Annotated in this window: 19 protein-coding genes and 1 pseudogene; 6 read left to right on the top strand and 14 right to left on the bottom strand. The window is 70.3% G+C overall.

Annotated elements, in window-relative coordinates:
- On the bottom strand, positions 1-369 hold the full coding sequence (locus tag RAC81_RS01115) for a hypothetical protein (protein WP_375080600.1): 369 nt from the start codon (positions 367-369) through the stop codon (positions 1-3).
- Positions 366-1,259: a tRNA pseudouridine(55) synthase TruB gene (gene truB, locus RAC81_RS01110; RefSeq protein WP_375080599.1), complete on the bottom strand. Its 894-nt coding sequence runs from the start codon at positions 1,257-1,259 to the stop codon at positions 366-368. Before truB ends, RAC81_RS01115 begins: the two co-directional genes overlap by 4 nt.
- A 109-nt stretch (positions 1,260-1,368) precedes the next feature.
- Between truB and RAC81_RS01105 the strand changes: the two genes are divergently transcribed.
- Positions 1,369-2,241 carry an A/G-specific adenine glycosylase gene (locus tag RAC81_RS01105; RefSeq protein WP_375080983.1) on the top strand — a complete coding sequence of 291 codons (873 nt, stop codon included), beginning with the start codon at positions 1,369-1,371 and terminating at the stop codon, positions 2,239-2,241.
- Positions 2,242-2,244: 3 nt separating this feature from the next.
- On the opposite strand, the gene RAC81_RS01100 is transcribed toward RAC81_RS01105, so the two are convergent.
- From RAC81_RS01100 to nusA, 5 genes are all read right to left on the bottom strand, one after another.
- Complete coding sequence (locus tag RAC81_RS01100) at positions 2,245-4,323, bottom strand: LuxR C-terminal-related transcriptional regulator (protein WP_375080598.1); 2,079 nt, start codon at positions 4,321-4,323, stop codon at positions 2,245-2,247.
- Between the two features lie 132 nt (positions 4,324-4,455).
- Positions 4,456-4,887 carry a 30S ribosome-binding factor RbfA gene (gene rbfA / locus RAC81_RS01095; RefSeq protein WP_096714972.1) on the bottom strand — a complete coding sequence of 144 codons (432 nt, stop codon included), beginning with the start codon at positions 4,885-4,887 and terminating at the stop codon, positions 4,456-4,458.
- 73 nt (positions 4,888-4,960) lie between these two features.
- The gene (gene infB / locus RAC81_RS01090; protein ID WP_375080597.1) at positions 4,961-7,690 is read right to left on the bottom strand and encodes a translation initiation factor IF-2; all 2,730 of its coding nucleotides are present in this window, start codon (positions 7,688-7,690) and stop codon (positions 4,961-4,963) included.
- 60 nt (positions 7,691-7,750) lie between these two features.
- Positions 7,751-8,026 carry a YlxR family protein gene (locus RAC81_RS01085; protein WP_096714642.1) on the bottom strand — a complete coding sequence of 92 codons (276 nt, stop codon included), beginning with the start codon at positions 8,024-8,026 and terminating at the stop codon, positions 7,751-7,753.
- A gap of 60 nt (positions 8,027-8,086) precedes the next feature.
- Positions 8,087-9,070 carry a transcription termination factor NusA gene (gene nusA / locus RAC81_RS01080; protein ID WP_375080595.1) on the bottom strand — a complete coding sequence of 328 codons (984 nt, stop codon included), beginning with the start codon at positions 9,068-9,070 and terminating at the stop codon, positions 8,087-8,089.
- A gap of 130 nt (positions 9,071-9,200) precedes the next feature.
- Here nusA and RAC81_RS01075 point away from each other — a divergent pair, with 130 nt between their 5' ends.
- A complete protein-coding gene (locus RAC81_RS01075) occupies positions 9,201-10,556 on the top strand; it encodes a flavin monoamine oxidase family protein (protein WP_375080594.1) in 1,356 nt (451 codons plus the stop codon).
- On the opposite strand, the gene RAC81_RS01070 is transcribed toward RAC81_RS01075, so the two are convergent.
- Genes RAC81_RS01070 through RAC81_RS01060 form a run of 3 tightly spaced genes read right to left on the bottom strand, consistent with a single transcriptional unit; the run spans position 10,525 to position 14,147 of the window.
- The gene (locus RAC81_RS01070) at positions 10,525-11,565 is read right to left on the bottom strand and encodes a TIGR00730 family Rossman fold protein (RefSeq protein WP_375080593.1); all 1,041 of its coding nucleotides are present in this window, start codon (positions 11,563-11,565) and stop codon (positions 10,525-10,527) included. The genes RAC81_RS01075 and RAC81_RS01070 overlap by 32 nt on opposite strands.
- An 11-nt stretch (positions 11,566-11,576) precedes the next feature.
- Positions 11,577-13,334: a proline--tRNA ligase gene (locus RAC81_RS01065; RefSeq protein ID WP_375080592.1), complete on the bottom strand. Its 1,758-nt coding sequence runs from the start codon at positions 13,332-13,334 to the stop codon at positions 11,577-11,579.
- 42 nt (positions 13,335-13,376) lie between these two features.
- Positions 13,377-14,147: an isocitrate lyase/phosphoenolpyruvate mutase family protein gene (locus tag RAC81_RS01060; protein ID WP_375080591.1), complete on the bottom strand. Its 771-nt coding sequence runs from the start codon at positions 14,145-14,147 to the stop codon at positions 13,377-13,379.
- Positions 14,148-14,318: 171 nt separating this feature from the next.
- Between RAC81_RS01060 and RAC81_RS01055 the strand changes: the two are divergent.
- Positions 14,319-15,167, top strand: a pseudogene (locus tag RAC81_RS01055) (DUF222 domain-containing protein); the annotation flags it as partial.
- Positions 15,168-15,360: 193 nt separating this feature from the next.
- Here RAC81_RS01055 and RAC81_RS01050 read toward each other — a convergent pair.
- Positions 15,361-15,576, bottom strand: coding sequence for a hypothetical protein (locus RAC81_RS01050; RefSeq protein ID WP_375080998.1), 216 nt, complete (start codon positions 15,574-15,576; stop codon positions 15,361-15,363).
- Positions 15,577-15,728: 152 nt separating this feature from the next.
- Here RAC81_RS01050 and RAC81_RS01045 point away from each other — a divergent pair, with 152 nt between their 5' ends.
- Positions 15,729-17,144, top strand: coding sequence for an RNB domain-containing ribonuclease (locus RAC81_RS01045; protein ID WP_375080590.1), 1,416 nt, complete (start codon positions 15,729-15,731; stop codon positions 17,142-17,144).
- Positions 17,145-17,194: 50 nt separating this feature from the next.
- Here RAC81_RS01045 and RAC81_RS01040 read toward each other — a convergent pair whose 3' ends face one another.
- Positions 17,195-18,067 (bottom strand): hypothetical protein, encoded by an 873-nt coding sequence (locus RAC81_RS01040; RefSeq protein ID WP_375080588.1) that lies wholly within the window; start codon positions 18,065-18,067, stop codon positions 17,195-17,197.
- Positions 18,064-19,194, bottom strand: a complete 1,131-nt coding sequence (gene ispG, locus RAC81_RS01035; protein ID WP_096714651.1) for a flavodoxin-dependent (E)-4-hydroxy-3-methylbut-2-enyl-diphosphate synthase — start codon at positions 19,192-19,194, stop codon at positions 18,064-18,066. Before ispG ends, RAC81_RS01040 begins: the two co-directional genes overlap by 4 nt.
- A gap of 241 nt (positions 19,195-19,435) precedes the next feature.
- On the opposite strand from ispG, the gene RAC81_RS01030 reads away from it, so the two are divergent.
- Entirely contained in the window at positions 19,436-21,319 is a 1,884-nt protein-coding gene (locus tag RAC81_RS01030; RefSeq protein ID WP_375080587.1) for a chorismate-binding protein, read from the top strand.
- A 17-nt stretch (positions 21,320-21,336) separates the two neighbouring features.
- Here RAC81_RS01030 and RAC81_RS01025 read toward each other — a convergent pair whose 3' ends face one another.
- Complete coding sequence (locus RAC81_RS01025; RefSeq protein WP_375080586.1) at positions 21,337-22,653, bottom strand: RIP metalloprotease; 1,317 nt, start codon at positions 22,651-22,653, stop codon at positions 21,337-21,339.
- A 93-nt stretch (positions 22,654-22,746) separates the two neighbouring features.
- On the opposite strand from RAC81_RS01025, the gene RAC81_RS01020 reads away from it, so the two are divergent.
- Complete coding sequence (locus tag RAC81_RS01020; protein ID WP_375080585.1) at positions 22,747-23,319, top strand: hypothetical protein; 573 nt, start codon at positions 22,747-22,749, stop codon at positions 23,317-23,319.
- Positions 23,320-23,386 lie beyond the last annotated feature (67 nt).

The raw sequence follows: 23,386 nt of genomic DNA, 5'->3' as shown, positions 1-23,386 counted from the left end.
TCAGGCCACTTGAATGGTCCAGATCGCGTACATGCGCCAGACCATGATCGCGACGGCGATCCCGGCCACACCGAGGATGACGGTGCTCCACCGACTGCGCTCCATCAGCGCCCACAGCACCGCGCCGATCGGGAGCAGCACGGCGGACACGAGGTATACCCAGTACTCGAGCAGGTCCCCGGTCGGAGGGTTGCCGACGAACGGCGCCACGATCGCGACGACCACCTGCACGAGGAGCAGCAGCTCGACGAGCGCGAGGCTGCCGACGGAGTAGTCGCTGGGCCGTCGACCGGCGAGACCGAGCGCGACGCAGAAGACGCCGGCTGCGGCGGCCGCCACGATCTGGACGATGGTCAGCCACAGGGTCATCGGGTCACCTCGGGCATGTTCATCTCGCTCTTGAGGTCCGCCCCGCGCGCGCTCACGATGCCGACGAGCACGCCCTCCGCATCGATGGCGGCGGCGATGGAGGCGGTCAGGCGCGACGCCTGCCCGACGAGTCGCTTGCCATGGCGGAGGTCGCGAGCTTCGTCGGCAGAGACCGCGAGCGGAGTCACCACGCGTGCGGCCGCCGCGGCCGGCGTCAGCGGCACGGCGTCGGCGAGCTCGTCGATGTTCACGGCATCCCGCACGTCGAAGTCGCCGACCCTGGTGCGTCGCAGAGCCGTGAGGTGGCCGCCGACGCCCAGCGCCGCGCCGAGGTCGCGGGCGAGCGAGCGGATGTACGTGCCGGAGGAGCAGTCGACGACCACGTCGAGCTCGAGGAATCCCTCGCCCGCACGGCGGCCGATCTCGTCGAACCGCGACACGGTCACCTCGCGGGCTGCCAGGACCACGTCCTCTCCCGCGCGGACGCGGTCGTACGCACGGCGTCCGTCGACCTTGATAGCCGACACCGAACTGGGCACCTGCGAGATCGTGCCCGTCAGAGCGGCGATGCCGTCTGCGAGCCGCGAATCCGTCAGCGCACTCACGGCGGCGGCACCCGCCTCGGTGAGCACGTCGCCCTCCGCGTCGTCCGTCGTCGTCGTCGAGCCCAGCCGGATCGTCGCCTCGTACGTCTTGTCGGCCCCGACGATGTAGGTGAGCAGACGGGTCGCCCCTTCGACGCCGATCACGAGCAGTCCGGTCGCCATCGGGTCGAGCGTCCCGGCGTGGCCCACCTTGCGGGTGCCGAAAGCGCGGCGGACGCGCGCGACCACGTCGTGACTGGTCAGCCCGGAGGGCTTGTCGACGAGAAGGATGCCGGGCGAGACCATCCCCCCAGCCTACGATGCGCGCTGTCGTCAGCCGCACACCTCGTAGGACGGCTCGGAGCGCGTGGTCGCATAGGCTGTCGAGGTGTCCTCGACTCCGCGCTCCACCCCCATGGAGACGCAGCGGTTGATCGAATGGTATCGAGAGTCGGCGCGCGACCTGCCGTGGCGACGCGCGGCCTTCCACGACGGTTTCGGCGCCTGGGGCACGCTCGTGAGCGAGTTCATGCTCCAACAGACGCCCGTGACCAGAGTGATCCCGCACCTGGACGCGTGGCTGGCGAAATGGCCCACCCCCCGTGCCCTCGCTGCGGCGACCCCTGCGGAGGTGCTGCAGCAGTGGTCGAACCTCGGCTATCCGCGTCGAGCGCTCTGGCTGCATCGCGCCGCCATCGAGATCACGGAGCGACACGACGGGGTCGTGCCCCGCGACATCGAGGCGCTGCTCGCCCTTTCGGGCATCGGCGACTACACGGCTCGCGCCGTCGCAGTCTTCTCCTACGGCGACCGCCACCCGGTGGTCGACACGAACACGCGTCGCGTGATCGCCCGCGCGGTGCGGGGGCAGGCGCAACCCGGGCCCCCTTCCCGGCGCGATCTGGAGGCCATGGAGGCGCTGCTACCCCGATCGGACGCGGACGCCGCCGTGTTTAACGCCGCAGCCATGGAACTCGGCGCGACCGTGTGCGTCGCTCGGAGCCCTCGATGCGAGCTCTGCCCCCTGCTGGGCTCCTGCGCCTGGGTCGCCGCGGGGCGCCCGGACACGGGCGACACGAGGCGGCGTCAGGCGGCCTTCGAGGGGTCCGACCGGCAGGCACGCGGGAAGGTCCTGCGCGCACTGCGCGACGCCGCACCGCGCGGCGTGCCCCTCGCAGCTCTCCTGATCGACTGGCCGGACGCGCAGCAGCGGGACCGTGCGATCGACTCTCTCATCGCCGACGGTCTGGCCGAGGCCGACGGCGAGGTGCTCTGCCTCCCCCGTTGACCCTCAGCCGTGACGGGCGCTGCGCAGAGCGAGCAGCATGAGCTCCACGCGGGTGCGCACACCGAGCTTCGCGAAGATCCGTCCCAGGTGCACCTCGACCGTTCGCACGGAGACGGAGAACGACGAGGCGATCTCTCGGTTGGAGGCTCCGCCCACCACCGCCAAGGCGAGCTCGAGTTCGCGCCGGGTGAGCATGGGCTCCCATCGCCGGCGGATCGCGGCGACCGCGTCACCGAGCTCGTCTCCGCGCTCCACGGACTGATCGAGCATTCGCAGCCTCTCCGCGACGAGCTTCGCCCACGCCAGAGCGCCCGACTCCTCGAACAACGCCAGCGCGGCTCGCAGGTGACGTCTGCCTCCACGGGCGTCGTCGTGGATCACGGCTCGGAGCCCGAACGCGGCCGACACCCGTGCGCGCTCGAAGGGCGAGCGGATGCCGCGGGCCTCCTCCTCCAGCTGCGGCGCCTCGGACGCCCACGCCGTCTGAGGGACCGTCGACGCCCGAAGCCGCAGAAGCCGCGCGAGCGTCATCTCCGGGAGCTCGACACGATGTCTCGGGATCGCCTCCAGGTCGAAACCGACCGGAGCGACCTCGTCGATCCCAGGCACGGCGAGCACGGGCTGCGGAGCGCCTCGATCTACCCACAGACGCAGGAACGCCATCGCCTCATCGGTCCGGCCAACGAGGTGTGCCTGTACGGCACGATCGACGAGATGATCGATTCGCGCGGGGGACGGAAGTGCGGCCGTCAGCGAGAGTGCGACAGGACCGAGTCCGCCGGTCACAGCGAGGTCGAGACGCCGGGCGAGGACCACGCCGAGCCCGGCGAACGGTATGGAGACCGGAAGCTTCGCCGCCGCCACAGCGAGGCGTTCTCTGGCGGTGAGGATATCGCCGCGCCAGGTGAGCAGAAGGACCTCGGCGACAGCTCGATACGCCTCGACGAGCGGGCTTCGCTCGAACCCCGCGATGAACGGATCGCGTTCGTCGACCCCCCGATAATCGCCGGCGGCGAGCATGCGCAGCCCCGCCTCGACATCGCCCCCGGCGGCCTCGCGCAGGGCGCCGTAGACCAATCCGGTGAGTGGGCCCGATCCCCCGGCGTCGTCGGCGTGGCCCTCGCCGAGGAGCAACCACGTCATGGAGACCACCGGATCACGAAGCTCCCGCTCGGCACCCGCCGCGGAGGTCGCGGTGCGCAGGGCGTCGAGCCACACGCGAGCCCGTGCACGATCACCCCGCTCTGCGCACAGAGCGGCTGCGAAGGCGGCAGCCCTGGCATAGGCGTACCCGTCCTCCGCCCGTGTCACTCTGGAACGAAGAGAGGCGGGGTCGAGAGCAGGCACCACGCCGCGCAGATGGGACTCGGCGGCCAGCAGCGCCGCCGCACCGAACAGCGCCGAATGATCCGAACCGTGACGGAACGGCTCCGTCAGCCAGGCGGCGGCTTCTGCGGCGTACCCGCATGCCATCGCCGCGACGCCGGCGGTGAGGAGGGCTTGATCGCGAATCGCTCCGCTCGAGCGCTGCGCTGCGAGGGCGGCGAGTCGCATGGAGCGCTCCGAGTCGCCCTCCTCGCGCGACCGGACCGCAGCACGAAGCAGTTCGGCGGCGGCTGCCCCCTCGGGAGGCGCCGCCCCGGATGCCTCATGCCACGCCGAGGCTGTCGCATCCCGGCGTTCTGCGCATCGCCGGACGAGCTTCTGGTGCGCGTCGCGGATCTCATCGGCCGTGCTCGTGCCGACAACCCACACCACCATGCGCTGCGGGGCTCCCTCGCGCAGTGCCGGGGCGTCGCAAGGATGGGAGGGCAACGGTGATTCCGCGCCGAGTGCCTGCTCGAGGAGAGCGTGCTTCTCCTCCCGCGACGGTGCGAAGCCGGCGAAGACCGTTTCGATCGCAGGGACCAGCGGCAGTGGCGACGGCAGGGGCCGGAGACCGCGGCGTTGAGCGGCGTCGAGAGCACCCGCCACCTGCTCGACGGACTCCCGATCGCCGTCGAGTCGTCGGAGGAGGGCCGCCACGACGTGAGGGGCGCATCCGAGGTCGAGTGCGAGCAAGCGCTCGAGGACGGGGATCACGTCGGAGACCTGTGACTCCGCCCTGCCACGCGCACTGTGCACCGCTCTTCGTCCCCCCGGTCCGGACGAGCTCGCGCTCGTCAAGCCGACGGTAGCAACCGGTTTTCCGGTCTCAAGCGAGATGCTGATACATCACGACCGCGTGTCGTCGTCCTCACGCACGTAGGGGTCCGCGTCGCCCGCATGCGACGCGGACGAGGCGAGCTTCGCCACCTCGGCGTCACGCTCCTGAGCCTCACGGAGGAGTGCGGAGATGTGATCCGCGCTCTCCGGCAGGGCATCCGGGATGAACTCGAGGGTCGGCACCAACCGGGTGCTGAGCTGCCGTCCGACCTCACTGCGCAGCATCCCGGTCGCCGACGTGAGGGCGGCGCCGCTCGCGACGCGCTCCTCCTCGGTGCCGAGCACCGTGTAGAACACCGACGCGTGCTGCAGATCGCCGCTCACACGCACGTCGGTGATCGTGACGAATCCGAGGCGCGGGTCGCGCAGCCCCTTCTCCAGACGCTCGGCGAGGATGACGCGGATGCGATCCGCGAGTCGGGCCTGTCGTTCACCAGCCATGTGTTCCTTCTCCTCCTGGGAAGTCTTCGGGCGAGGATGCGTGCGCACCCTCGCCCGAAGATATCGAACCCGATCAGCCGCGAGGCTTCTCGACCATCTCCGTGGTCTCGATCTCGTCGCCGATCTGGATGTCGTTGTACTTGCCGAGGCCGATACCGGCCTCGTAGTCGGTACGCACCTCGGTGACGTCGTCCTTGAAGCGACGCAGCGACTCGATGGCGAGACCATCGGCGATGACGACGCCGTCGCGGATGACGCGCGCCTTGGCGTTGCGCGTGATCGTTCCCGACCGCACGATGACACCGGCGATGTTGCCGAACTTCGAGGAGCGGAACACCTCACGGATCTCGGCGACGCCCGACTGGACCTCTTCGTACTCCGGCTTGAGCATGCCCTTGAGGGAGCTCTCGATCTCGTCGATCGCGTTGTAGATCACCGAGTAGAAGCGGATGTCCACACCCTCGCGCTGAGCGCGCTCGCGCGCCTTCGTGTCGGGGCGGACGTTGAAGCCCACGATGATCGCGTTGTCGATCGTCGCGAGGTTCACATCCGACTCGGTGATGGCGCCGACGCCGCGGTGGATGATCCGCAGCTGCACGGAGTCGTCGACCTCGATCTTGAGGAGCGACTCCTCCAGCGCCTCGACGGCACCGGACACGTCGCCCTTGATGATGAGGTTGAGCGACTCGACCTTGCCCTCTTCGAGCGCGCGGGTGAAGTCCTCGAGCGAGATGCGCTTGCGAGCCTTGGCCAGCTGGGCGTTGCGCTCGACGGCCTCACGCTTCTCGGCGATCTGGCGAGCCGTGCGGTCCTCCTCGGTGACGATGAAGACGTCGCCGGCGCGAGGCACGGAGTTCAGACCCTGCACCTGCACCGGACGCGACGGGTAGGCCTCGAGGACCTGCTCGCCGTTCTCGTCGGCCATCGCCCGCACACGTCCGTACGCGGTGCCGGCGACGATCGCGTCACCGACGCGGAGCGTTCCGGACTGGATGAGCACGGTCGCGACCGAGCCACGGCCCTTGTCGAGCTTCGCCTCGATGGCGACACCGCGAGCGGCCTTGTTCGGGTTGGCGGTCAGGTCGAGACCGGCATCGGCCGTGAGCAGCACGGCGTCCAGGAGCTCCTGGATGCCGGTGCCGGCGCGGGCCGAGACGTCGACGAACATGACGTCGCCGCCGTACTCCTCGGCGACCAGGCCGTACTCGGTGAGCTGCTGGCGCACCTTGGCCGGGTTGGCTTCGGGCTTGTCGACCTTGTTCACCGCGACCACGATCGGCACGTTCGCCGCCTGGGCGTGGTTCAGGGCCTCCACCGTCTGCGGCATGATGCCGTCGTCGGCGGCGACCACGAGGATCGCGAGGTCGGTCACCTGCGCACCGCGGGCACGCATGGCGGTGAACGCCTCGTGACCCGGGGTGTCGATGAAGGTGATCGCACGCTCGATGCCCTCGTGCTCGGTCCACACCTGGTACGCACCGATGTGCTGCGTGATGCCGCCGGCCTCGCCCTCGATGACGTTGGTCTGACGGATGGCATCGAGCAGTCGGGTCTTACCGTGGTCGACGTGACCCATGACGGTGACGACCGGGGGACGGATCTCGAGGTCGTCCTCGCTCTCCGCCTCCAGCTCGGCCTCCAGGTCGAGACCGAAGCCCTCGAGGAGCTCCTTGTCCTCGTCCTCAGGAGAGACCATCTGGATCTTGTAGCCGAGCTCCTCGCCGAGCACCTCGAACGTCGCCTCGTCCAGCGACTCGGTGGCCGTGGCCATCTCGCCGAGGTTGAAGAGGATCGTCACGAGCGTGCCGGGCTGCACCGTGTAGCCGGTCAGCGTCTCGATCTTGTCGGCGAAGTCCGCGATGGACGCGCCGCGACGCATGCGGATGGTCTCCCCGTTGCCGCGGGTGACGTTGACGCCACCGACGACCGGAGCGCTCCGCATCTCGAATTCCTGCCGCTTCGCCCGCCGCGACTTGCGCTGCTTGCTCTTGCCGCCGCCCTTGCCGAAGGCACCGGCCGTGCCACCGCCGGGGCCACGGCCGCGACCGCCACCACCGGGACGACCGGCGAAACCGCCGCCACCGGGACGTGCGCCGGGACCACCGGGGCCGCCGGCACCGCCGGGACGACCGGGACCGCCCGGACGCTGCTGGAACGGAGCGCCGGGACGACCGCCCTGACCGCCGCGGGGAGCGCCGGGACGCGGCGAACCGGGACGCGGGGCGCCGGGACGGGGTGCCCCGGGGCGCGGGGCCTGCGGACGCGGGATGTTTCCGGGCGTCGGGCGCTGGCCCATGCCCTGCGCCGAGGCGAAGGGGTTGTTGCCGGGGCGGGGGCCGGCGGGACGCTGGCCCATGCCCTGCGCGGACGAGAACGGGTTGTTGCCGGGGCGGGGTGCGCCCGGCTTGGGCGCTCCGTCGGACGGCTTCGGCGCGGCAGGGCCCGGCTTGGCAGCCGGGGCCGGGGTCGCCGCGGGAGCGTCGGCCGGTGCGGGGGGTGCCGCAGCGGCCGGAGCCTCAGGGGCCGGAGCCGGCTTGGGACCGGGCTTCGGGCCGGGGGTCGGCGCGGCGGACTTCGCCGCAGCCGGCTTCGCCGCAGGCTTGGCGGCGGGCGCCGCCTCGGCCGAGGGCTTCAGCGAGGGGTCGGCCTCGATCGCCGCGCGCAGCTTGCGCGCCACCGGCGGTTCGATGGTCGAAGAGGGGCTCTTGACGAACTCCCCGAGTTCCTTGAGCTTCGCAAGTGCGACCTTGCTGTCGACGCCGAACTCAGCGGCGATCTCATGTACGCGTGGTTTACCAGCCACAATTCTCCTGTCTGGGGTCGGTCTGCCCAGACAGGGCAGACCACTAGTCGCGGACGGGTCTCATTTCGAGCCGTTCACTTTGTTTCCATAGCTGTTCAGCCTTTGTTTCTCGATGGTCTGCGTGTCCAGATGGCCGGACACGCGCAGTGCTCGTCCGAAAGCACGTCGCCGCAGTGCGGCATCCATGCATTCCTGCGTCGGATGCACCCACGCGCCTCGCCCCGGCAGCACAGCACGCTCATCGATGACGAGGGTGTCGTTCTGGGACACCACCCTGAGAAGGGCGGAGCGGGGAGCACGCGTGCGGCAACCGACGCACGTTCGTACGGGTTCCATCTTACACCTGAGTTCCCGCCCTGATCGCGCCGGAGGCGCGAGTCGGGCGTGCGGCCGGGGTCAATCCAGGACGCTGTCCGGCTGGATGTCGATCTTCGCACCGGTCAGCTTGGCGGCGAGTCGGGCGTTCTGCCCCTCCTTGCCGATCGCGAGCGACAGCTGGTAGTCGGGCACGAGTGCGCGGACGGCCTTCGTCCCCGCGTCGAGGATGAACGAGCTCGTCACCTTGGCCGGCGACAGCGCGTTCGCGACGAAGGCGGCGAGCTCGGGGTTGTAGTCGACGATGTCGATCTTCTCCCCCGCCAGCTCCTCCGTGACGGCGCGGACGCGGCGTCCGAGCTCGCCGATGCAGGCGCCCTTCGCGTTGATGGACGGGTCGTTCGCCTTGACGGCGATCTTCGTGCGGTGGCCCGCTTCACGGGCGAGCGAGACGATCTCGACGAGGCCTGCGGCGATCTCCGGAACCTCGAGCGCGAAGAGCTTGCGGACGAGACCCGGGTGGGTGCGCGAGACCGTGATCTGCGGCCCCTTGAGGCCCTTCGCGACGCTGGTGACGTAGACGCGCAGACGCGAACCGTGCGTGTACTCCTCGCCGGGCACCTGCTCCTCGGGCGGAAGGATGGCCTCGACCGAGCCGAGGTCGACGTGGATCATACGGGGGTTCGGCCCCTGCTGGATGACGCCGGCGACGATGTCGCCCTCCTTGCCGCGGAACTCGCCGAGGACGGCGTCGTCGGCGATGTCGCGGAGGCGCTGGCTGATGACCTGCTTGGCGGCGAAGGCGGCGATGCGGCCGAAGTCGTCCGGAGTTGCGTCCTCCTCGCCGATGACCGCTCCCTCGTCGTCCTTGACGACCTGCAGCACGGCGACGTGGCCCGTGCGGCGGTCGAGTTCGACCCGCACGCCCTCGGGCGTCGCCCCGTCAGCGGAGACATGCTTGGCGTAGGCGGTCAGGATGGCCTGTTCGATGATCGCGACGAGTTCGTCGAAGGGGATCGCCTTCTCCTTCTCGATCCCACGCAGCAGGCTCAGTTCGATATCCATGACGACTCCCTATTCAGCTCTCGTCGCGCCGGTTCACACGCGCGACATCCGTACCACGATACCCTGACCCCACCGCCCCATGCCACGGCGGCGACCGCGCCGGCGCGGTGCACGATGCGCAGGAGGATCAGTGAGCACGTACGACACCATCGTGATCGGGGCCGGGATGTCCGGCGTGACGGCCGCGCGCATGCTCGCCGACGAGGGGCGGCGGGTGCTCGTGCTCGAGGCACGGGACCGCATCGGCGGGCGGATGAACACCGATCGATCCGCGGGCTTCCCCGTCGACCTCGGCGCCTCCTGGATCCACGGCATCGACGACTCGCCTCTCTGGGACCTGGTCGAGGCCCTCGGCATCCCCACCATCGAGTACACCGTGGGAAGCTTCCAGGTCGGCGGGCGGCCGATCGAGAACTTCGCCGATGACGGCGCGCCGATGGATGCTGCGGCGACCGCGCAGTGGATCGCCGACGTCGAAGAGGCAGACCGGCTTCTCGTCCAGGAGATCTCGGCCTCTTCCCCGGGCGACACCTACCTCGACGTCACGGAGCGGGCGCTGGATCGCTCGGGCTTCACCCCGCAGCGCATCGACGAGGTGCGCGAGTTCTTCCGGCACCGCGTCGAGGAGCAGTGCGGCGCCTGGATCGGCGATCTCGACGCGCACGGTCTCGACGAAGACGCGATCGACGGCGACGAGGTCATCTTCCCTCGCGGGTACGACGAGCTCCCCCGCCGCGTCGCCGCCGGGCTCGACGTGCGGCTCGACACCGCGGTGACGCGCGTCTCCCGTACACCCGACCGGGCCGTGGTGACGACCGCGGACGGCGAGGAGTACGACGCAGACTCGGTGGTCGTGACCGTTCCTCTCGGCGTGCTCAAGGCGGGCGCGATCGAGTTCGTCCCTGCCCTCCCCGACGAGATCGCCGGACCGATCGACCGCCTCGGCATGGGCGTGTTCAACAAGATCTTCCTGCAGTTCCCCGAGAGGTTCTGGGGCGAGGACAGCTACGCGCTGCGGGCTCTCGGCGAAGCCGGTGAGCACTGGCACTCCTGGTACGACGTCTCGGCCGTGAGCGGCATCCCGACTCTGCTCACGTTCGCGGCGGGGCCGTTCGGCAGGCGCATGCAGGACCTCTCCGACGACGAGATCGCGGCCGACGCCCTCGGCGCCCTGCGACGCCTGTACCCGGACGCCGCGGAGCCCACCGCGCAGTGGATCACCCGGTGGGGTCAGGATGCCTACTCGGTCGGGTCGTACTCGCACCTCGCAGTGGGGTCGTCTCACCACGACCACGACCGACTCGCCGGTCCGGTGGACGGCGTGCTGCACTTCGCCGGCGAGGCGACCTGGGGGGACGAGCCGGCGACCGTCGGCGCTGCGTTCTACTCCGGGCACCGCGCAGCCGAGCGGATCCTGGGAACAGCGGTCGACCTCGCTGACTTCGCCGAGCGGATCAGAGCGCGGGAGCGGTCGACAGCGAGTTGATCGCCCCGATCAGGCGGAACAGGTTGCCGACCTGGCGCTGATCGAGGTGCAGGGCGAGTCGCGGCAGCTGCAGCACATCGTCGTCGCTGACCTCCGGCGAGCGCGGTGACGTCCGTTCGATGCGCCCGCGCGACAGCATCCCTCCGAAGCGATCGTTGAGGTCGTCGATCTCGGCATCCGTCGGTTCGGCGCGGAGTCTCAGCACGAGAGTGTCGCCGATCCACCGCAGCGAGTCGTAGTTGCGCCAGAACCCGGCGATCTCGGCGACGGCGGCATCGACGGAGTCGGTGACGACGACCCGGTCGAAGTCGCCCTCCGAGATGACCCCGGTCGGCTCCAGGGTGTCGTCGATGAAACGGCGCAGGCCGTCCCAGAACGTGCCGCCCTTCTCGTCGAGCAGCACGATCGGGGTCGGCTCCGCCTTCCCGGTCTGCTGCAGGGTCAGGAGCTCGAACATCTCGTCCAGCGTGCCGAAACCGCCGGGCAGGCAGATGAACCCGCTGGACTCCTTGATGAGCATGAGCTTGCGCGTGAAGAAGTACTTCATGGCCACGACGTGGTCGCTCCCGGCCACGAGGCTGTTCGCCTTCTCTTCGAAGGGCAGCCGGATCGACACCCCCAGCGAGAGCGCGGGGCCCGCGCCCTCCGCTGCCGCCTGCATGATGCCGGGCCCCGCGCCGGTGACGACCATCCAGCCGTCCGCCGCCAGAGCGGCCGCGACGTCACGGGCCTGCACGTACAGCGGGTCGTCGTGCCGTGTGCGCGCCGACCCGAACACGGTGACCTTCGGCACCCCCCGGAACGGGGCGAACAGACGGAACGCGTCGCGCATCTCCGCGAGTGCCGCGGACGCGATCTTGAGGTCCAGTCGCTCGGTGTCGTCCTCGCCCAGCTGGATGGCCGTGCGCAGCATCCGCATCACGAGCCGACGGTCGGTGAGCACGCCCGCATCATCGAGCACCGCGTTGATCTCGGCGCTCAGCGCGTCGGGCAGCTGGTCGTCGGTCATGGCATCGGCTGTCAGACGGTGGTCAACCGGGCGAGTGCCTCGGCGACCGAGACGGAGTCACGCTCGCCCGAACGGCGGTCCCAGAGCTCGACCTGGCCGTCGGCTGCACCGCGTCCGACGATCACGATCTTGGGGACGCCGACGAGCTCGGCATCGCCGAACTTCACGCCGGGCGACACCTTGGGGCGGTCGTCGTAGAGCACGTCGAGGCCCGCGGACTCGAGCTGGGCCGAGATGTCGGCGGCGACGTCGAACGCGACCTGGTCCCGGCCCGCGGCGACGACCTGCACGTCGAACGGCGCGACGGAAGCAGGCCAGATGAGGCCCTTGTCGTCGTTGTTCAGCTCGGCGAGGATCGCGAGGATGCGGGTGACGCCGATGCCGTACGACCCCATCGTGACCGTCACGAGTTTGCCGTTCTCGTCGAGCACCTTGAGGCCCAGCGCCTCGGCGTACTTGCGGCCGAGCTGGAACACGTGTCCGATCTCCATGCCGCGCGCGAGTTCGACAGGACCCGACCCGTCGGGCGCGGGGTCCCCGGCGCGCACGTTCGCGATCTCGACGATGCCGTCGGCCTCGAAGTCGCGGCCGGCGACGACGGAGTGCGCGTGCTTCTGGTCGATGTTCGCACCGGTGATCCAGCTGGTGCCCTCGCTCACGCGCGGGTCGACGAGGTAGCGGATGCCGGTGGCGGATTCCTCGCCGAGCACGGCACCGGTCTCGGACCAGGGTCCGATGTACCCCTTGACGAGCAGCGGGTTGTTCTCGAAGTCGTCCGCCGTCGCCGTCTCGACCTCCGCCGGAGCGAACGCCACCTCGGCGCGCTTCTCGTCGACCTCCCGGTCGCCGGGGATGCCGACGACGACGAGCTCGCGGGTGCCGTCGAGGTGGGCGAGCGCGAGCACGACGTTCTTGAGCGTGTCGGCCGCGGTGTACTCGCCGTCGAGATGGGCGTTCGCATGGGCGACGAGGGTCTCGATCGTCGGCGTGTCGGGCGAGTCGAAGATCACCGGCGCCGCATCGGCGTCGAACGGGACGGCTTCGGGGACGGGCGTCGTGAACGCCTCGACGTTGGCGGCGTACCCGCCGGCGCTGCGCACGAATGTGTCCTCGCCCACCGGCGTCGGGTGCAGGAACTCCTCGCTGCGCGACCCGCCCATGGCTCCGGCATCCGCCTGCACGATGGCGTACTCGAGACCGAGGCGCTGGAAGATGCGCTCGTAGGCGTCGCGCTGCGCCTGGTAGCTCGCGTCGAGCCCGGCATCCGAGGAGTCGAAGGAGTAGGCGTCCTTCATCGTGAACTCGCGTCCGCGCAGCAGTCCCGCGCGGGGGCGCGCCTCGTCGCGGTACTTGTCCTGGATCTGGTAGATCGTGAGCGGCAGGTCCTTGTACGACGAGTACAGGTCCTTCACCAGAAGGGTGAAGGCCTCCTCGTGCGTGGGTGCGAGCAGGTAGTCGCCGCCCTTGCGGTCCTGGAGACGGAAGAGCAGATCCCCGTACTCCTCCCAGCGACCGGTCGCCTCGTAGGCCTCGCGCGGCATGAGCGCCGGGAAGTGGACCTCCTGCGCACCGGCCGCGGCCATCTCCTCGCGGACGACCTTCTCGATCCGGGCCTTCACCCGGAGGCCGAGCGGCAGCCACGCGAAGATGCCCGCCGCCTGCGGGCGGATGTACCCGGCGCGGATCAGGAGCTTGTGGCTCGCGACCTCTGCACCGGCAGGGTCTTCACGGAGCGTACGGAGGAAGAAATTCGAGAGACGAGTGACCACGGGCCAAGTCTAGTGACCGGTGGCCACCCGTCCTCCCGAGCGTCAGTTGAGGGCGGGAAGGCCCTGCGGGATCACACCGCCCGCATAGAGGCTCGCGGCCAGCTCCTGCACGGCGGTCAGTGCGACGCGCTGCGGCAGGGGTCCGTAGGAGATACGGGCGACCCCGAGCTTCTCGTACTCCGACGCGGCGAGCGCTCCGGGAAGGCCGATCACGCTCACCTTGCCCTCGCCGATGCCCTCGACGAGCTGACGGGTGACCGCCGCGTCGAGCATCCCGGGGACGAACACCGCGGTCGCACCCGCGTCGATGAACGCGCGTCCGCGCTGGATGGCGTCGGCCACGCTCTCCGCGACCGGACGGTGCCCTGCACGCACGAAGGCGTCGGTGCGGGCGTTGAGAGCGAACGGCACGCCCTCGGCCTCCGCCGCCTTGACGATCGACTCGACGACCGCGACGGACTCGTCGAACGGCTTGAGACGGTCCTCGACGTTCGCGCCGACGACGCCCGCCTGGATCGCGAGTCGGGTGGTCTCCCCCGCGTCCTCGTATCCGTCGTCCAGGTCGGCTGTGACGGGGACGGAGACGGATGCCGCGATGCGCCCGACCATGTCGATCATGACGTCGCGCGGCGTGGTGCCGTCTTCGTAGCCGAAGGACGCGGCGATCCCGTGACCGGCGGTCGCGATCGCCTTCGTCTCGGGCAGAGCGGCGACGGCGCGCGCCGACACCACGTCCCACACATTCACGACGCGGAGGATCTCGGGGGCTTCGTAGAGTCCGATGAGGGTTCTGGCCTTGTCAGCAGTGGTCATGCCTCCACGCTAACGGTGCTCCGGCGGTGCGGGGCGCGATGCGCGGTCGCAGGCGCCTCGAACAGGCGCTGTGATCGGTGGATACCGATACTCCGATAGACGACTCCCGGCGCCGAGATTTTCGGTGTGATCTGGGCCTCGAATGTCGGTGGCGCATGATGGGATCGACTCATGGCAGCCCTCCTCGACGCGACCCGCGAGCAGATCGACGCGCTCGGCGCCGTCACCGACACGCTCGTCTCGGTCGAGCGGACGATCTCCTCGCTGCTCGCCGCCCGTGACGGATTGCTCGCGCTGGGCAACCGGATCGCTCTCGAGACCGCGGCGGCAGCGCGGACCGATGACGGTTCGCCCTACCTCGGCCACGACGGTGCGGACCTCGCGGTGCGCGCAGTGGCGGCGGAGTTCGGCGCAGCGTTGCGCGTGAGCGATCGCACGGTGCAGCGGCGCATGGCGGATGCAGACCTCCTCGTCACCCTCTTCCCCGCTGTGTGGCGAGCGCAGGGAGCGGGCGACATCTCCCCCGCGCACGCCCGCGCGATCGTCGACGCCGGGATGCACCTGGAAGGGGATGCGGAACGAGACGCGTACACGGCCGAGATCCTGGAGTACGCGGCAGAGGAATCACCCAACCGGGTGCGACGCCACGCACGACGGATCGCGGAGCGCCATCAGCGGCGCACGATCGACGAGCGACACCGCGCAGCGCGCGCCGACCGGGCCGTATGGGTGAAGGATCTCGGCGATGGGATGGCGGAACTCGGGCTCCACGGACCGGCGGCGCTGGTGCACGGAGCGTTCGATCGGCTCACGAGCATCACGAAGACCGTGCGCGATGGGATCCCGGTCACGGGCGAGCATGAGGCGGTTCCGAGCGCGGCTGGCGCCTCGGAGGAACGGATCCCCGAGGTCACTCCCGATACGAGGACGCTCGCGCAGGCCCGATGCGATCTGGCGCTGGACCTTCTTCTTTCTGGAGCGCCGTCCGGACACGGCGACCCCGACGGCGCCGTGGCCGCGATCAGGGGATCCGTGTCCATCACCGTGCCGGTCCTGACGCTGATGGGCGTCACCACGACCCCCGCCGAGATCGACGGTCACGCTCCGATCGACGCGCACCGCCCGGCAGCTCGCGGGCTCCGCACCCGGGTGGGATCGCGTGCTCACGCACCTCGTGACGGACGCCGTGGTGGCCGTCGATCACTACCGTCCCTCAGCCGACCTGAAGCGCCTCGTGCGCGCTCGAGATCAGCGATGCCGTTTCCCCTGCTGCGGCTTCCCCGCCCGAGACTGCGATCTCGATCACATCCGGGACCATGCGCTGGGCGGGGATACCTCGTCCGACAATCTGTCGGCGCTGTGCCGACGCCACCACGTGCTGAAGCATCACAGCCCGTGGCACGTGGAGAATCTGGGCGGTGGCTTCCATGCGTGGACGAGCCCCGCCGGGCGCGTGTACGTCGATGCTCCCCCGGAGACGAACGCGGCACCGGTTCCGAGGGACGCCGACCCGCCGTTCTGACCGCGCTGCTTCGGCACAGTCGAGAGGCCCGCATCACCTCCTCCGCCTAGGGTGGGGGCATGCCTCAGCGCCGCTCTCATGTCGCCCCGTCCGCCGCGCAGACCGAGCTCGCATCGGCGCTGGCGGCCCTGCGCGAATCGCTCGACGCTCCCGCGGAGTTCCCCGACGAGGTCCTCGCCGAGGCGGAAGCGGCGAGCGCGCCGACGCCCGCACTCGATCTGCGTGACGTCCCCTTCGCGACGCTCGACCCCGAGGGTTCCCGCGACCTGGATCAGGCGTTCCATCTCGAGCGTCGCGGCTCCGGCTACGCGGTGCGATACGCGATCGCCGATGTCCCGGGTTTCGTGAAGCCGGGCGGCGCGGTGGACGCGGAGGCACGGCGCCGCGGTCAGACGCTGTACGCGGCGGACGGATCGATCCCGCTGCATCCGCGGGTGCTGAGCGAGGACCGCGCGTCACTCCTCCCCGGCGTGGACAGACCCGCACTCGTGTGGACCTTCGACCTCGATTCGGCGGGGCTCGTCGAGCGCTTCCGACTGGAGCGCGCGCTGATCCGCTCCCGCGTGCAGCTCGACTACGTCACGACCGAGGCCGCGATCGACCGCGGCGAGGGCGGGCCCGCCGAGCTCCTGCCTGAGATCGGCGCGCTGCGGAGCGAGCAGGAGCGGCTGCGCGGGGGCGCGAGCCTCAACCTCCCCGACGAGGAGGTCGTCCGCACACCCGACGGCGGCTACGCGATCGAGCGCCGACATCCGCTCGCCGTCGAGGAGTGGAACGCGCAGCTCTCACTCATGACAGGCATGGCCGCGGCATCCCTCATGCTCGACGCGAAGATCGGCATCCTGCGCACGATGCCGCAGCCAGACGAACAGGCGTTCGCGACGTTCCGCCTGCAGACGGAGGCACTCGGGCGACCGTGGACGACCGGTCGCTACGGCGACTACCTGCGCGAACTGGATCGTGCCGACCCCCTCACGCTGCCCGTCCTCCAGGCGGCGGCGACGCTGTTCCGCGGTGCGGACTACGTGACATTCGACGGCGCGGTGCCCGCCCAGACAGAGCAGGCCGCGATCGCCGCCCCCTACGCGCATGCCACCGCTCCCCTGCGTCGGCTCGTCGACCGCTGGTCGCTCGTCACCTGTCTGGCGATCTCGGAGGGCGCGGAGGTGCCCGCGTGGGTCAGAGAGTCTTTGCCCGAGATCCCGGACCTGATGCAGGAATCGGGGCAGCGGGCGTCGACGCTCGACTCCCAGACTGTGAACTGCGTCGAGGCGGCGCTGCTGACACCGCTCGTCGGCACGACCGTAGATGCGACCGTGATCGAGGCGCGCGGCGAGCGCGGCACGGTGCAGATCGCGGCCCCGGCTGTCACGGCATCCGCCCCGATCCCACCCGGCACGGTGGCCGGCGCCGGTGTTCGGCTCCGCGTGGTCAGCGCCGACATCGCGACCGGCTCGGTCGAGTTCGCGCTCTGACGTCGCGACCATCGAGGCGACGCGTGCAGGACGGCTTCGTGCGCTGAGGCTCAGGCGGCGACGGCGGTGGTCGTCATCACGAGGAGCTGCGGGTCGGACAGGTCGAGTGAGACCGAGATGCTCGCGAACTCGTCGAGCGATCCTGCGTGCGTGCCTCCGCAGAGGATGTCGGCCGTGCCCTCGGGCAGCTCGCTGTGCCAGGTGCGCCGATCGACGATGGTCGGACCCTCGGGGACGACACGGCTCACAGCGCCCGACGCGACCCACTGGGCGAGGCGAGCGTTGATCGCGGCCTCCCGGTCGCCGAGCGTCGCGGAGAACGTCTCGGTGTCGAAGCCTGCGCGGCGCAGGCTCTTGCCGAGTCGGTACTCGTCGACCGCGCCGTCTTCTCCGATGCGGCTCGTCTGGTTGGCCCTGCCCTCGAAATCGGGGTTGCCGAGAGCATCCGTCCCCGGCTCCTTCCGCCAGAGATCGGCGAGCGCGAGATCGAGGGCGAGCGACGCGAGATGGCAGGCGGTGTGACCGCGGCTCAACCTTGCGCGGCGAGCCTCATCGACGGCGAGCTCGACGCGCGCTCCCTCGACGAGCCACTCAGGGGCGTCGCCCTCGAGGCGGTGCCCGACGAGCCACGTCCAGCCCTCACCGCCGCGCTTCACCGGGATGTCGGCGCCGACGGCGAACTCGCCGTCGGCGGACAGGGCCGCCATGACCGCCTCGACGACGCGCACGCCGCGGCCGTCGAGCCTGATCTCGCCGCTGTCTCCGGGCTGATCGGGCCACGTGTGGTCGACCGGGTGGAACGGCGTCTCATCGACGACCACCACAGCGCCGCCGGATGAGGCTTCGATGCGCTGGACCGTTCCGGCACCCTCGACCGCACCGCCCGCGAAGGTGACTCGCGTGGCGGCTACGGCAGCTGTCACGCGGTCACGACCTGCGCCGTGCCGAGCGGTGCGTCGGGACCCATCTCGGCGGCGATGCGGTTCGCCTCCTCGATGAGGGTCGCGACGATGTCGGCCTCCGGGACGGTCTTGATGACCTCGCCCTTGACGAAGATCTGCCCCTTGCCGTTGCCCGATGCGACGCCGAGGTCGGCCTCGCGCGCTTCGCCCGGTCCGTTCACGACGCAGCCCATCACGGCGACGCGCAGCGGCACGGTCATCTCCTTGAGACCCTCCGTCACGTCTTCGGCGAGCGTGTACACGTCGACCTGGGCACGACCGCAGGAGGGGCACGACACGATCTCGAGCTTGCGCTCGCGCAGGTTCAGGGACTGCAGGATCTGGTGCCCGACCTTGACCTCTTCGGCCGGCGGGGCCGACAGGGAGACGCGGATCGTGTCGCCGATGCCTTCGCCCAGCAGGATGCCGAAGGCCGTGGCGCTCTTGATCGTGCCCTGGAACGCGGGCCCCGCCTCGGTGACGCCGAGGTGGAGCGGCCAGTCGCCCCGTTCGGCGAGCTGGCGGTAGGCCTTCACCATGACGATCGGGTCGTTGTGCTTGACCGAGATCTTGAAGTCGTGGAAGTCGTGCTCCTCGAAGAGCGACGCCTCCCAGACGGCGCTCTCGACGAGCGCCTCGGGGGTGGCCTTGCCGTACTTCTCGAGCAGGCGGCGGTCGAGCGATCCGGCATTGACCCCGATGCGCAGCGAGACGCCGGCATCCTTCGCAGCCTTGGCGATCTCACCGACCTGGTCGTCGAACTTGCGGATGTTGCCGGGGTTCACGCGCACCGCCGCACACCCGGCGTCGATCGCCTGGAACACGTACTTCGGCTGGAAGTGGATGTCGGCGATGACGGGGATCTGGCTCTTCTTGGCGATGATGTGCAGCACGTCTGCGTCGTCCTGCGACGGCACGGCCACGCGCACGATCTCGCAGCCGGATGCGGTGAGCTCGGCGATCTGCTGCAGCGTCCCGTTGATGTCCGTGGTCTTCGTCGTGGTCATCGACTGGACGCTCACGGGGGCGTCGCCGCCGACGAGCACCTTGCCCACCTTGATCTGGCGCGACTTGCGACGAGGGGCGAGGACTTCAGGGACCTTCGGCATCCCGAGATTGACTGCTGGCACGCTCCCAGCCTACGCCGCCTGGATGCACGCGGGCTGGATGCCGCACGCACGTCATGCGCCCGATCTCGAACCCACCGGTGTGGTAGTTTCGCCCCTATGCTCGCGAACATCACCTGGTGGCCCGCCTCCTAGGCGGTGTGTTCGCGTTCCCACGAATCCAGACCGCCTCCGGGGCGGTCTTTTCGTTGAGCCGAGCCGGAGCCACGCACAGGAGACCCCGATGACCCTCACCCGCCTCTCCGAGCTCACCGCCGACCCGGAGGCGTCGTTCGTGCTGATCGCGCGCGACGGCGCCGAGACCGTCGAGCTGCTCACCGGCCAGGTCGTCGACGTCGACCTGCTGGCCGACATCCCGCTCACGATCGACGGCGTCCCCCGCGAGATCTTCTCCCTCGTTCCCTACCGACAGGTGCGGGAGCGCGGCTTCGTGGCACAGGACGACGGAGCCCCGCTGCGCTGCATCGTCGTCGACGAGCACGTGCACCTGCCCACGGCAGAGGTGCTGTCGGCCCTGCCGGACGAGGCCGTACCCCTGCGCGACGGCGGCTTCGACATCAGCGACGAGCGCTACGCCGAAATCGTGAAGACGGTGATCGCCGAGGAGATCGGCCGCGGCGAGGGCGCGAACTTCGTCATCCGCCGTGACTACACCGCCGAGATCGACGTCGACGACCGCACCGCTGCGCTCACATGGTTCCGCGCCCTTCTCGCCCACGAGCGCGGCGCCTACTGGACGTTCGCCGTCGTGACACCCGGCCGCATCGCGGTCGGGGCCAGCCCCGAGGCGCACGTGGTCGCCCGCGAGGGCATCGTCACCATGAATCCGATCTCGGGCACGTTCCGCCACCCCGCCGGTGGCGCCACCCGCGAGACGCTCACCGACTTCCTCTCGTCGACGAAGGAGACGGAGGAGCTGTTCATGGTGGTCGACGAAGAGCTCAAGATGATGAGCGCGGTCTGCTCCGACGGCGGCCGCATCACCGGCCCGCACCTCAAGGAGATGTCGCGGCTCACGCACACCGAGTACATGCTGCGCGGGCGCAGCCGCCTCGATCCCCGCGACATCCTGCGCGAGACGATGTTCGCGCCCACGGTCACCGGTTCGCCGATGCAGAACGCCTGCGCCGTGATCCGTCGGCACGAGACCAAGCCGCGCGGCTACTACTCGGGCGTCGCAGCTCTCTTCACCCCGAACGCCGACGGCGGCCACGACCTCGACGCGCCCATCCTGATCCGGACCGTGTACGTGCAGGACGGCGCGCTCAGCGTGCCGGTCGGCGCGACGCTGGTGCGCCACTCCGACCCGCACGGCGAGGTCTCGGAGACGCACGGGAAGGCCGCGGGCGTGCTCGGCGCGATCGGGGCGATCGACCGCGACACAGCCGCCGAGGCCCGCGAGGACGCCGACGAACCGGGCGAGAGACGTGCACTCGCCGACGACCCGACGATCGCCGCCCTGCTGTCGTCTCGAAACGCGCGGCTTGCGGACTTCTGGATGAATCCGCAGGGCGAGGACTTCACCGGTCCGTTCAGCGGACGCAGCGCGCTGGTCGTCGATGCCGAGGACCGGTTCACGACCATGCTCGCCCACCAGCTGCGGCACCTCGGGCTGGAGGTGTCGATCGCGTCGTGGAGTTCGGTCGAGGATGCTGCCGTCGACGCCGCCGACCTCGTCGTCGCCGGTCCGGGACCGGGCGACCCCCGCGACGGCGACAGCCCGCGCATCGCCCGGATGCGTGAGGTCGTCGCGCGTCGACTCGACGCGCGCCGTCCGCTGCTGGCGGTGTGCCTGAGCCACCAGATCCTCGCCGATCGGCTGGGCATCGACCTCGCCCCGCTCGCCGCGCCGCATCAGGGACTGCAGAAGTCCGTCCCCGTCTTCGGGGAGGATGCGTCGATCGGGTTCTACAACACCTTCACGGCGCGCGTGCAGCCCGGCACGACGACCGTGGCGGATGCCGAGGTCTCCGCCGATCCGCAGAGCGGCGACGTCTACGCGCTGCGCGGCGACGGCTTCGCCTCGGTGCAGGGTCACCTCGAGTCGATCCTGTCGCGTGACGGCATCCGCACGCTGCACCGTCTGGTCGAGCACGCCATCGCCTGACGACCGTCGGTCTGTGCTCAGCCGCCGAGCAGTTTCACCGGGTTGAACAGATCGGCCACGAGCAGCAGCGCACCCATCGCGATCAGCAGCGTCGCCACGACCACCGTGAGTGGCACGAGGCGTGTCGCGTCCACGGGGGCCGGCGGGGGTCGGCGGAAGAGGCGGGCCCAGGCCCGACGGATGCCGTCCCACAGCGCGACGACGATGTGACCGCCGTCGAGCGGGAGCAGCGGGATCAGGTTGAAGACGAACAGCGCCACGTTCAGCGAGCCCAGCAGACCGAGCAGCACCGAGAAGCGGTTCAGGACCGGTGCGTCCGTCGCCGCCACCTCGCCGGCGATACGGCCCACCCCGACGACGCTGAGAGGGCCGTTGGGATCGCGTTCGCCACCGGTGACCAGCGAGACGCCGACGTCCCACAGCCTGACGGGCAGGGTGAGGATCATCGACCCGACGCGCGCGACGGTGTCGCCCGCCATCTCGGGACCGGCGAGGAGCGGCTGCTGCACGAACCCCATCTGCGCGGCCATGCCGACGTAGCCGACCTCCTTGATCACCGGCTGCCCGTCGTCGTCGAGCAGAGGCTGCCCACTCGCGTCGGTGAGCGTGCGCTCCGCTTCGACGGGCGTGATGCTGAGCGTCTTGTCCGCGCCGCCGCGGCGCACGACGAGCTCGAGGGTCTTACCCGGAGCCGCCTGCACGATCGCGGTCGCCTCGGCGAACGTCGAGACGGGCCGGCCGTCGATGGAGACGAGCACATCACCCGGCTTGATGCCCGCCTCGGCTGCCGGGGTCGCCGGGTCATCGGGCGCGCACTCCGTCGCGGTGGATCCCGCGGGGAGGACGCACTCGTTGACCGAGGCGATGGTCGTCGTGCCCTGCTGCACGCCGATGCCGGCGACGAGGACCGTGAAGATGACGACCGCGAGCAGGAGGTTCATGAGCGGACCGCCGAGCATGACGATCACGCGCTTCCACACCGGCAGCCGGTAGAACACGCGGTCCTCCGCGCCCTCGGCAATGGTCTCGTCGTTGGCCGAGCGGGCGTCCTGCACGAGCGCGCGGAAGACGCCCCTGGCCGGACCGGCGGTGCTGGATGCCGGATACATGCCCGACATCGAGATGAACCCGCCGAGCGGCAGCAGCTTGAAGCCGTACTCGGTCTCGCCGATCCGCTTGGACCACAGCCGCGGGCCGAAGCCGATCATGTACTGGCCGACGCGCACACCGAACAGCTTCGCCGGAACGAGGTGTCCGATCTCGTGCAGGCCGATCGACAGCCCGAGGCCGATCAGCATGAACACGATGCCGGCCAGATAGAGCAGTGCTTCCACTCCCCCACGCTACTGCCGCCCGCCTAGGAATCCGCCCACATACCTTCCGACCGTGCCGACAGCGAAGGCGCGGTATCCGGCTAGGGTTGTTCCGTGACCACCCGGCAGCTGCGACTCCTGCGCGCTGCCTCCGCGACCTCGGTCGCGACGCTCCTGGCGGCCGTCTCGCACACCGTGGCCGGCGGCGCGGCACCGCATCCGCTGCTGATCCTCGCCGTCGCCGCCCTGCTGATGCCCCCGGCCGCATTGCTGGTGGGCATCCGTCCGTCGCTGACACGGCTCACGGCGACCGTCCTCGTGAGCCAGGCGGTGTTCCACTCGGTCTTCCAGGCGCTCGGTGCGCCGACCGCCGACGCCGCCGTGCTCGGGCACGCGCATCACCTCGATCTCGCGTCATTGGGTCCCGTCGCGGCGGTCAGCGCGCCCGATGCCCTGATGGTCGCCGCGCACGTCCTCGCCGCGGTGCTCACCACCGCGCTGCTCTGGCGCGGCGAATCCGTCGTGCGCCGTGTGGCGACCTGGGTGCTCGCTCGCCTGCGGCTCGCTGTGGTGTCTGCCCCTGCAGCGCACCGCGCACCCGCGCGTCCGATCGTGGTCCGGCCGTTCGCCGCCACCGATGCGGTACTGCGACCCCTCTCCCGCCGCGGCCCACCGCTGAACGCCTGATCTCCACCTCCCTTCGTCTCGCTCTCGCCGAGGCGCCTTCTTCCGCGGGTCGGCGCGCATCCGTCGC

The organism is Microbacterium sp. CR_7 (assembly GCF_041954755.1).
Lineage (GTDB): Bacteria > Actinomycetota > Actinomycetes > Actinomycetales > Microbacteriaceae > Microbacterium.
This window is presented reverse-complemented; position numbering and strand designations above follow the sequence as displayed.

Coding starts and splice junctions, on each gene's coding strand:
- RAC81_RS01115 (WP_375080600.1), bottom strand. CDS start 369: ATGACCCTGTGGCTGACCATCGTCCAGATCGTGGCGGCCGCCGCAGCC.
- truB (WP_375080599.1), bottom strand. CDS start 1,259: ATGGTCTCGCCCGGCATCCTTCTCGTCGACAAGCCCTCCGGGCTGACC.
- RAC81_RS01105 (WP_375080983.1), top strand. CDS start 1,369: ATGGAGACGCAGCGGTTGATCGAATGGTATCGAGAGTCGGCGCGCGAC.
- rbfA (WP_096714972.1), bottom strand. CDS start 4,887: ATGGCTGGTGAACGACAGGCCCGACTCGCGGATCGCATCCGCGTCATC.
- RAC81_RS01085 (WP_096714642.1), bottom strand. CDS start 8,026: ATGGAACCCGTACGAACGTGCGTCGGTTGCCGCACGCGTGCTCCCCGC.
- nusA (WP_375080595.1), bottom strand. CDS start 9,070: ATGGATATCGAACTGAGCCTGCTGCGTGGGATCGAGAAGGAGAAGGCG.
- RAC81_RS01070 (WP_375080593.1), bottom strand. CDS start 11,565: ATGACCGACGACCAGCTGCCCGACGCGCTGAGCGCCGAGATCAACGCG.
- RAC81_RS01060 (WP_375080591.1), bottom strand. CDS start 14,147: ATGACCACTGCTGACAAGGCCAGAACCCTCATCGGACTCTACGAAGCC.
- RAC81_RS01050 (WP_375080998.1), bottom strand. CDS start 15,576: ATGGAAGCCACCGCCCAGATTCTCCACGTGCCACGGGCTGTGATGCTT.
- RAC81_RS01045 (WP_375080590.1), top strand. CDS start 15,729: ATGCCTCAGCGCCGCTCTCATGTCGCCCCGTCCGCCGCGCAGACCGAG.
- ispG (WP_096714651.1), bottom strand. CDS start 19,194: ATGCCGAAGGTCCCTGAAGTCCTCGCCCCTCGTCGCAAGTCGCGCCAG.
- RAC81_RS01030 (WP_375080587.1), top strand. CDS start 19,436: ATGACCCTCACCCGCCTCTCCGAGCTCACCGCCGACCCGGAGGCGTCG.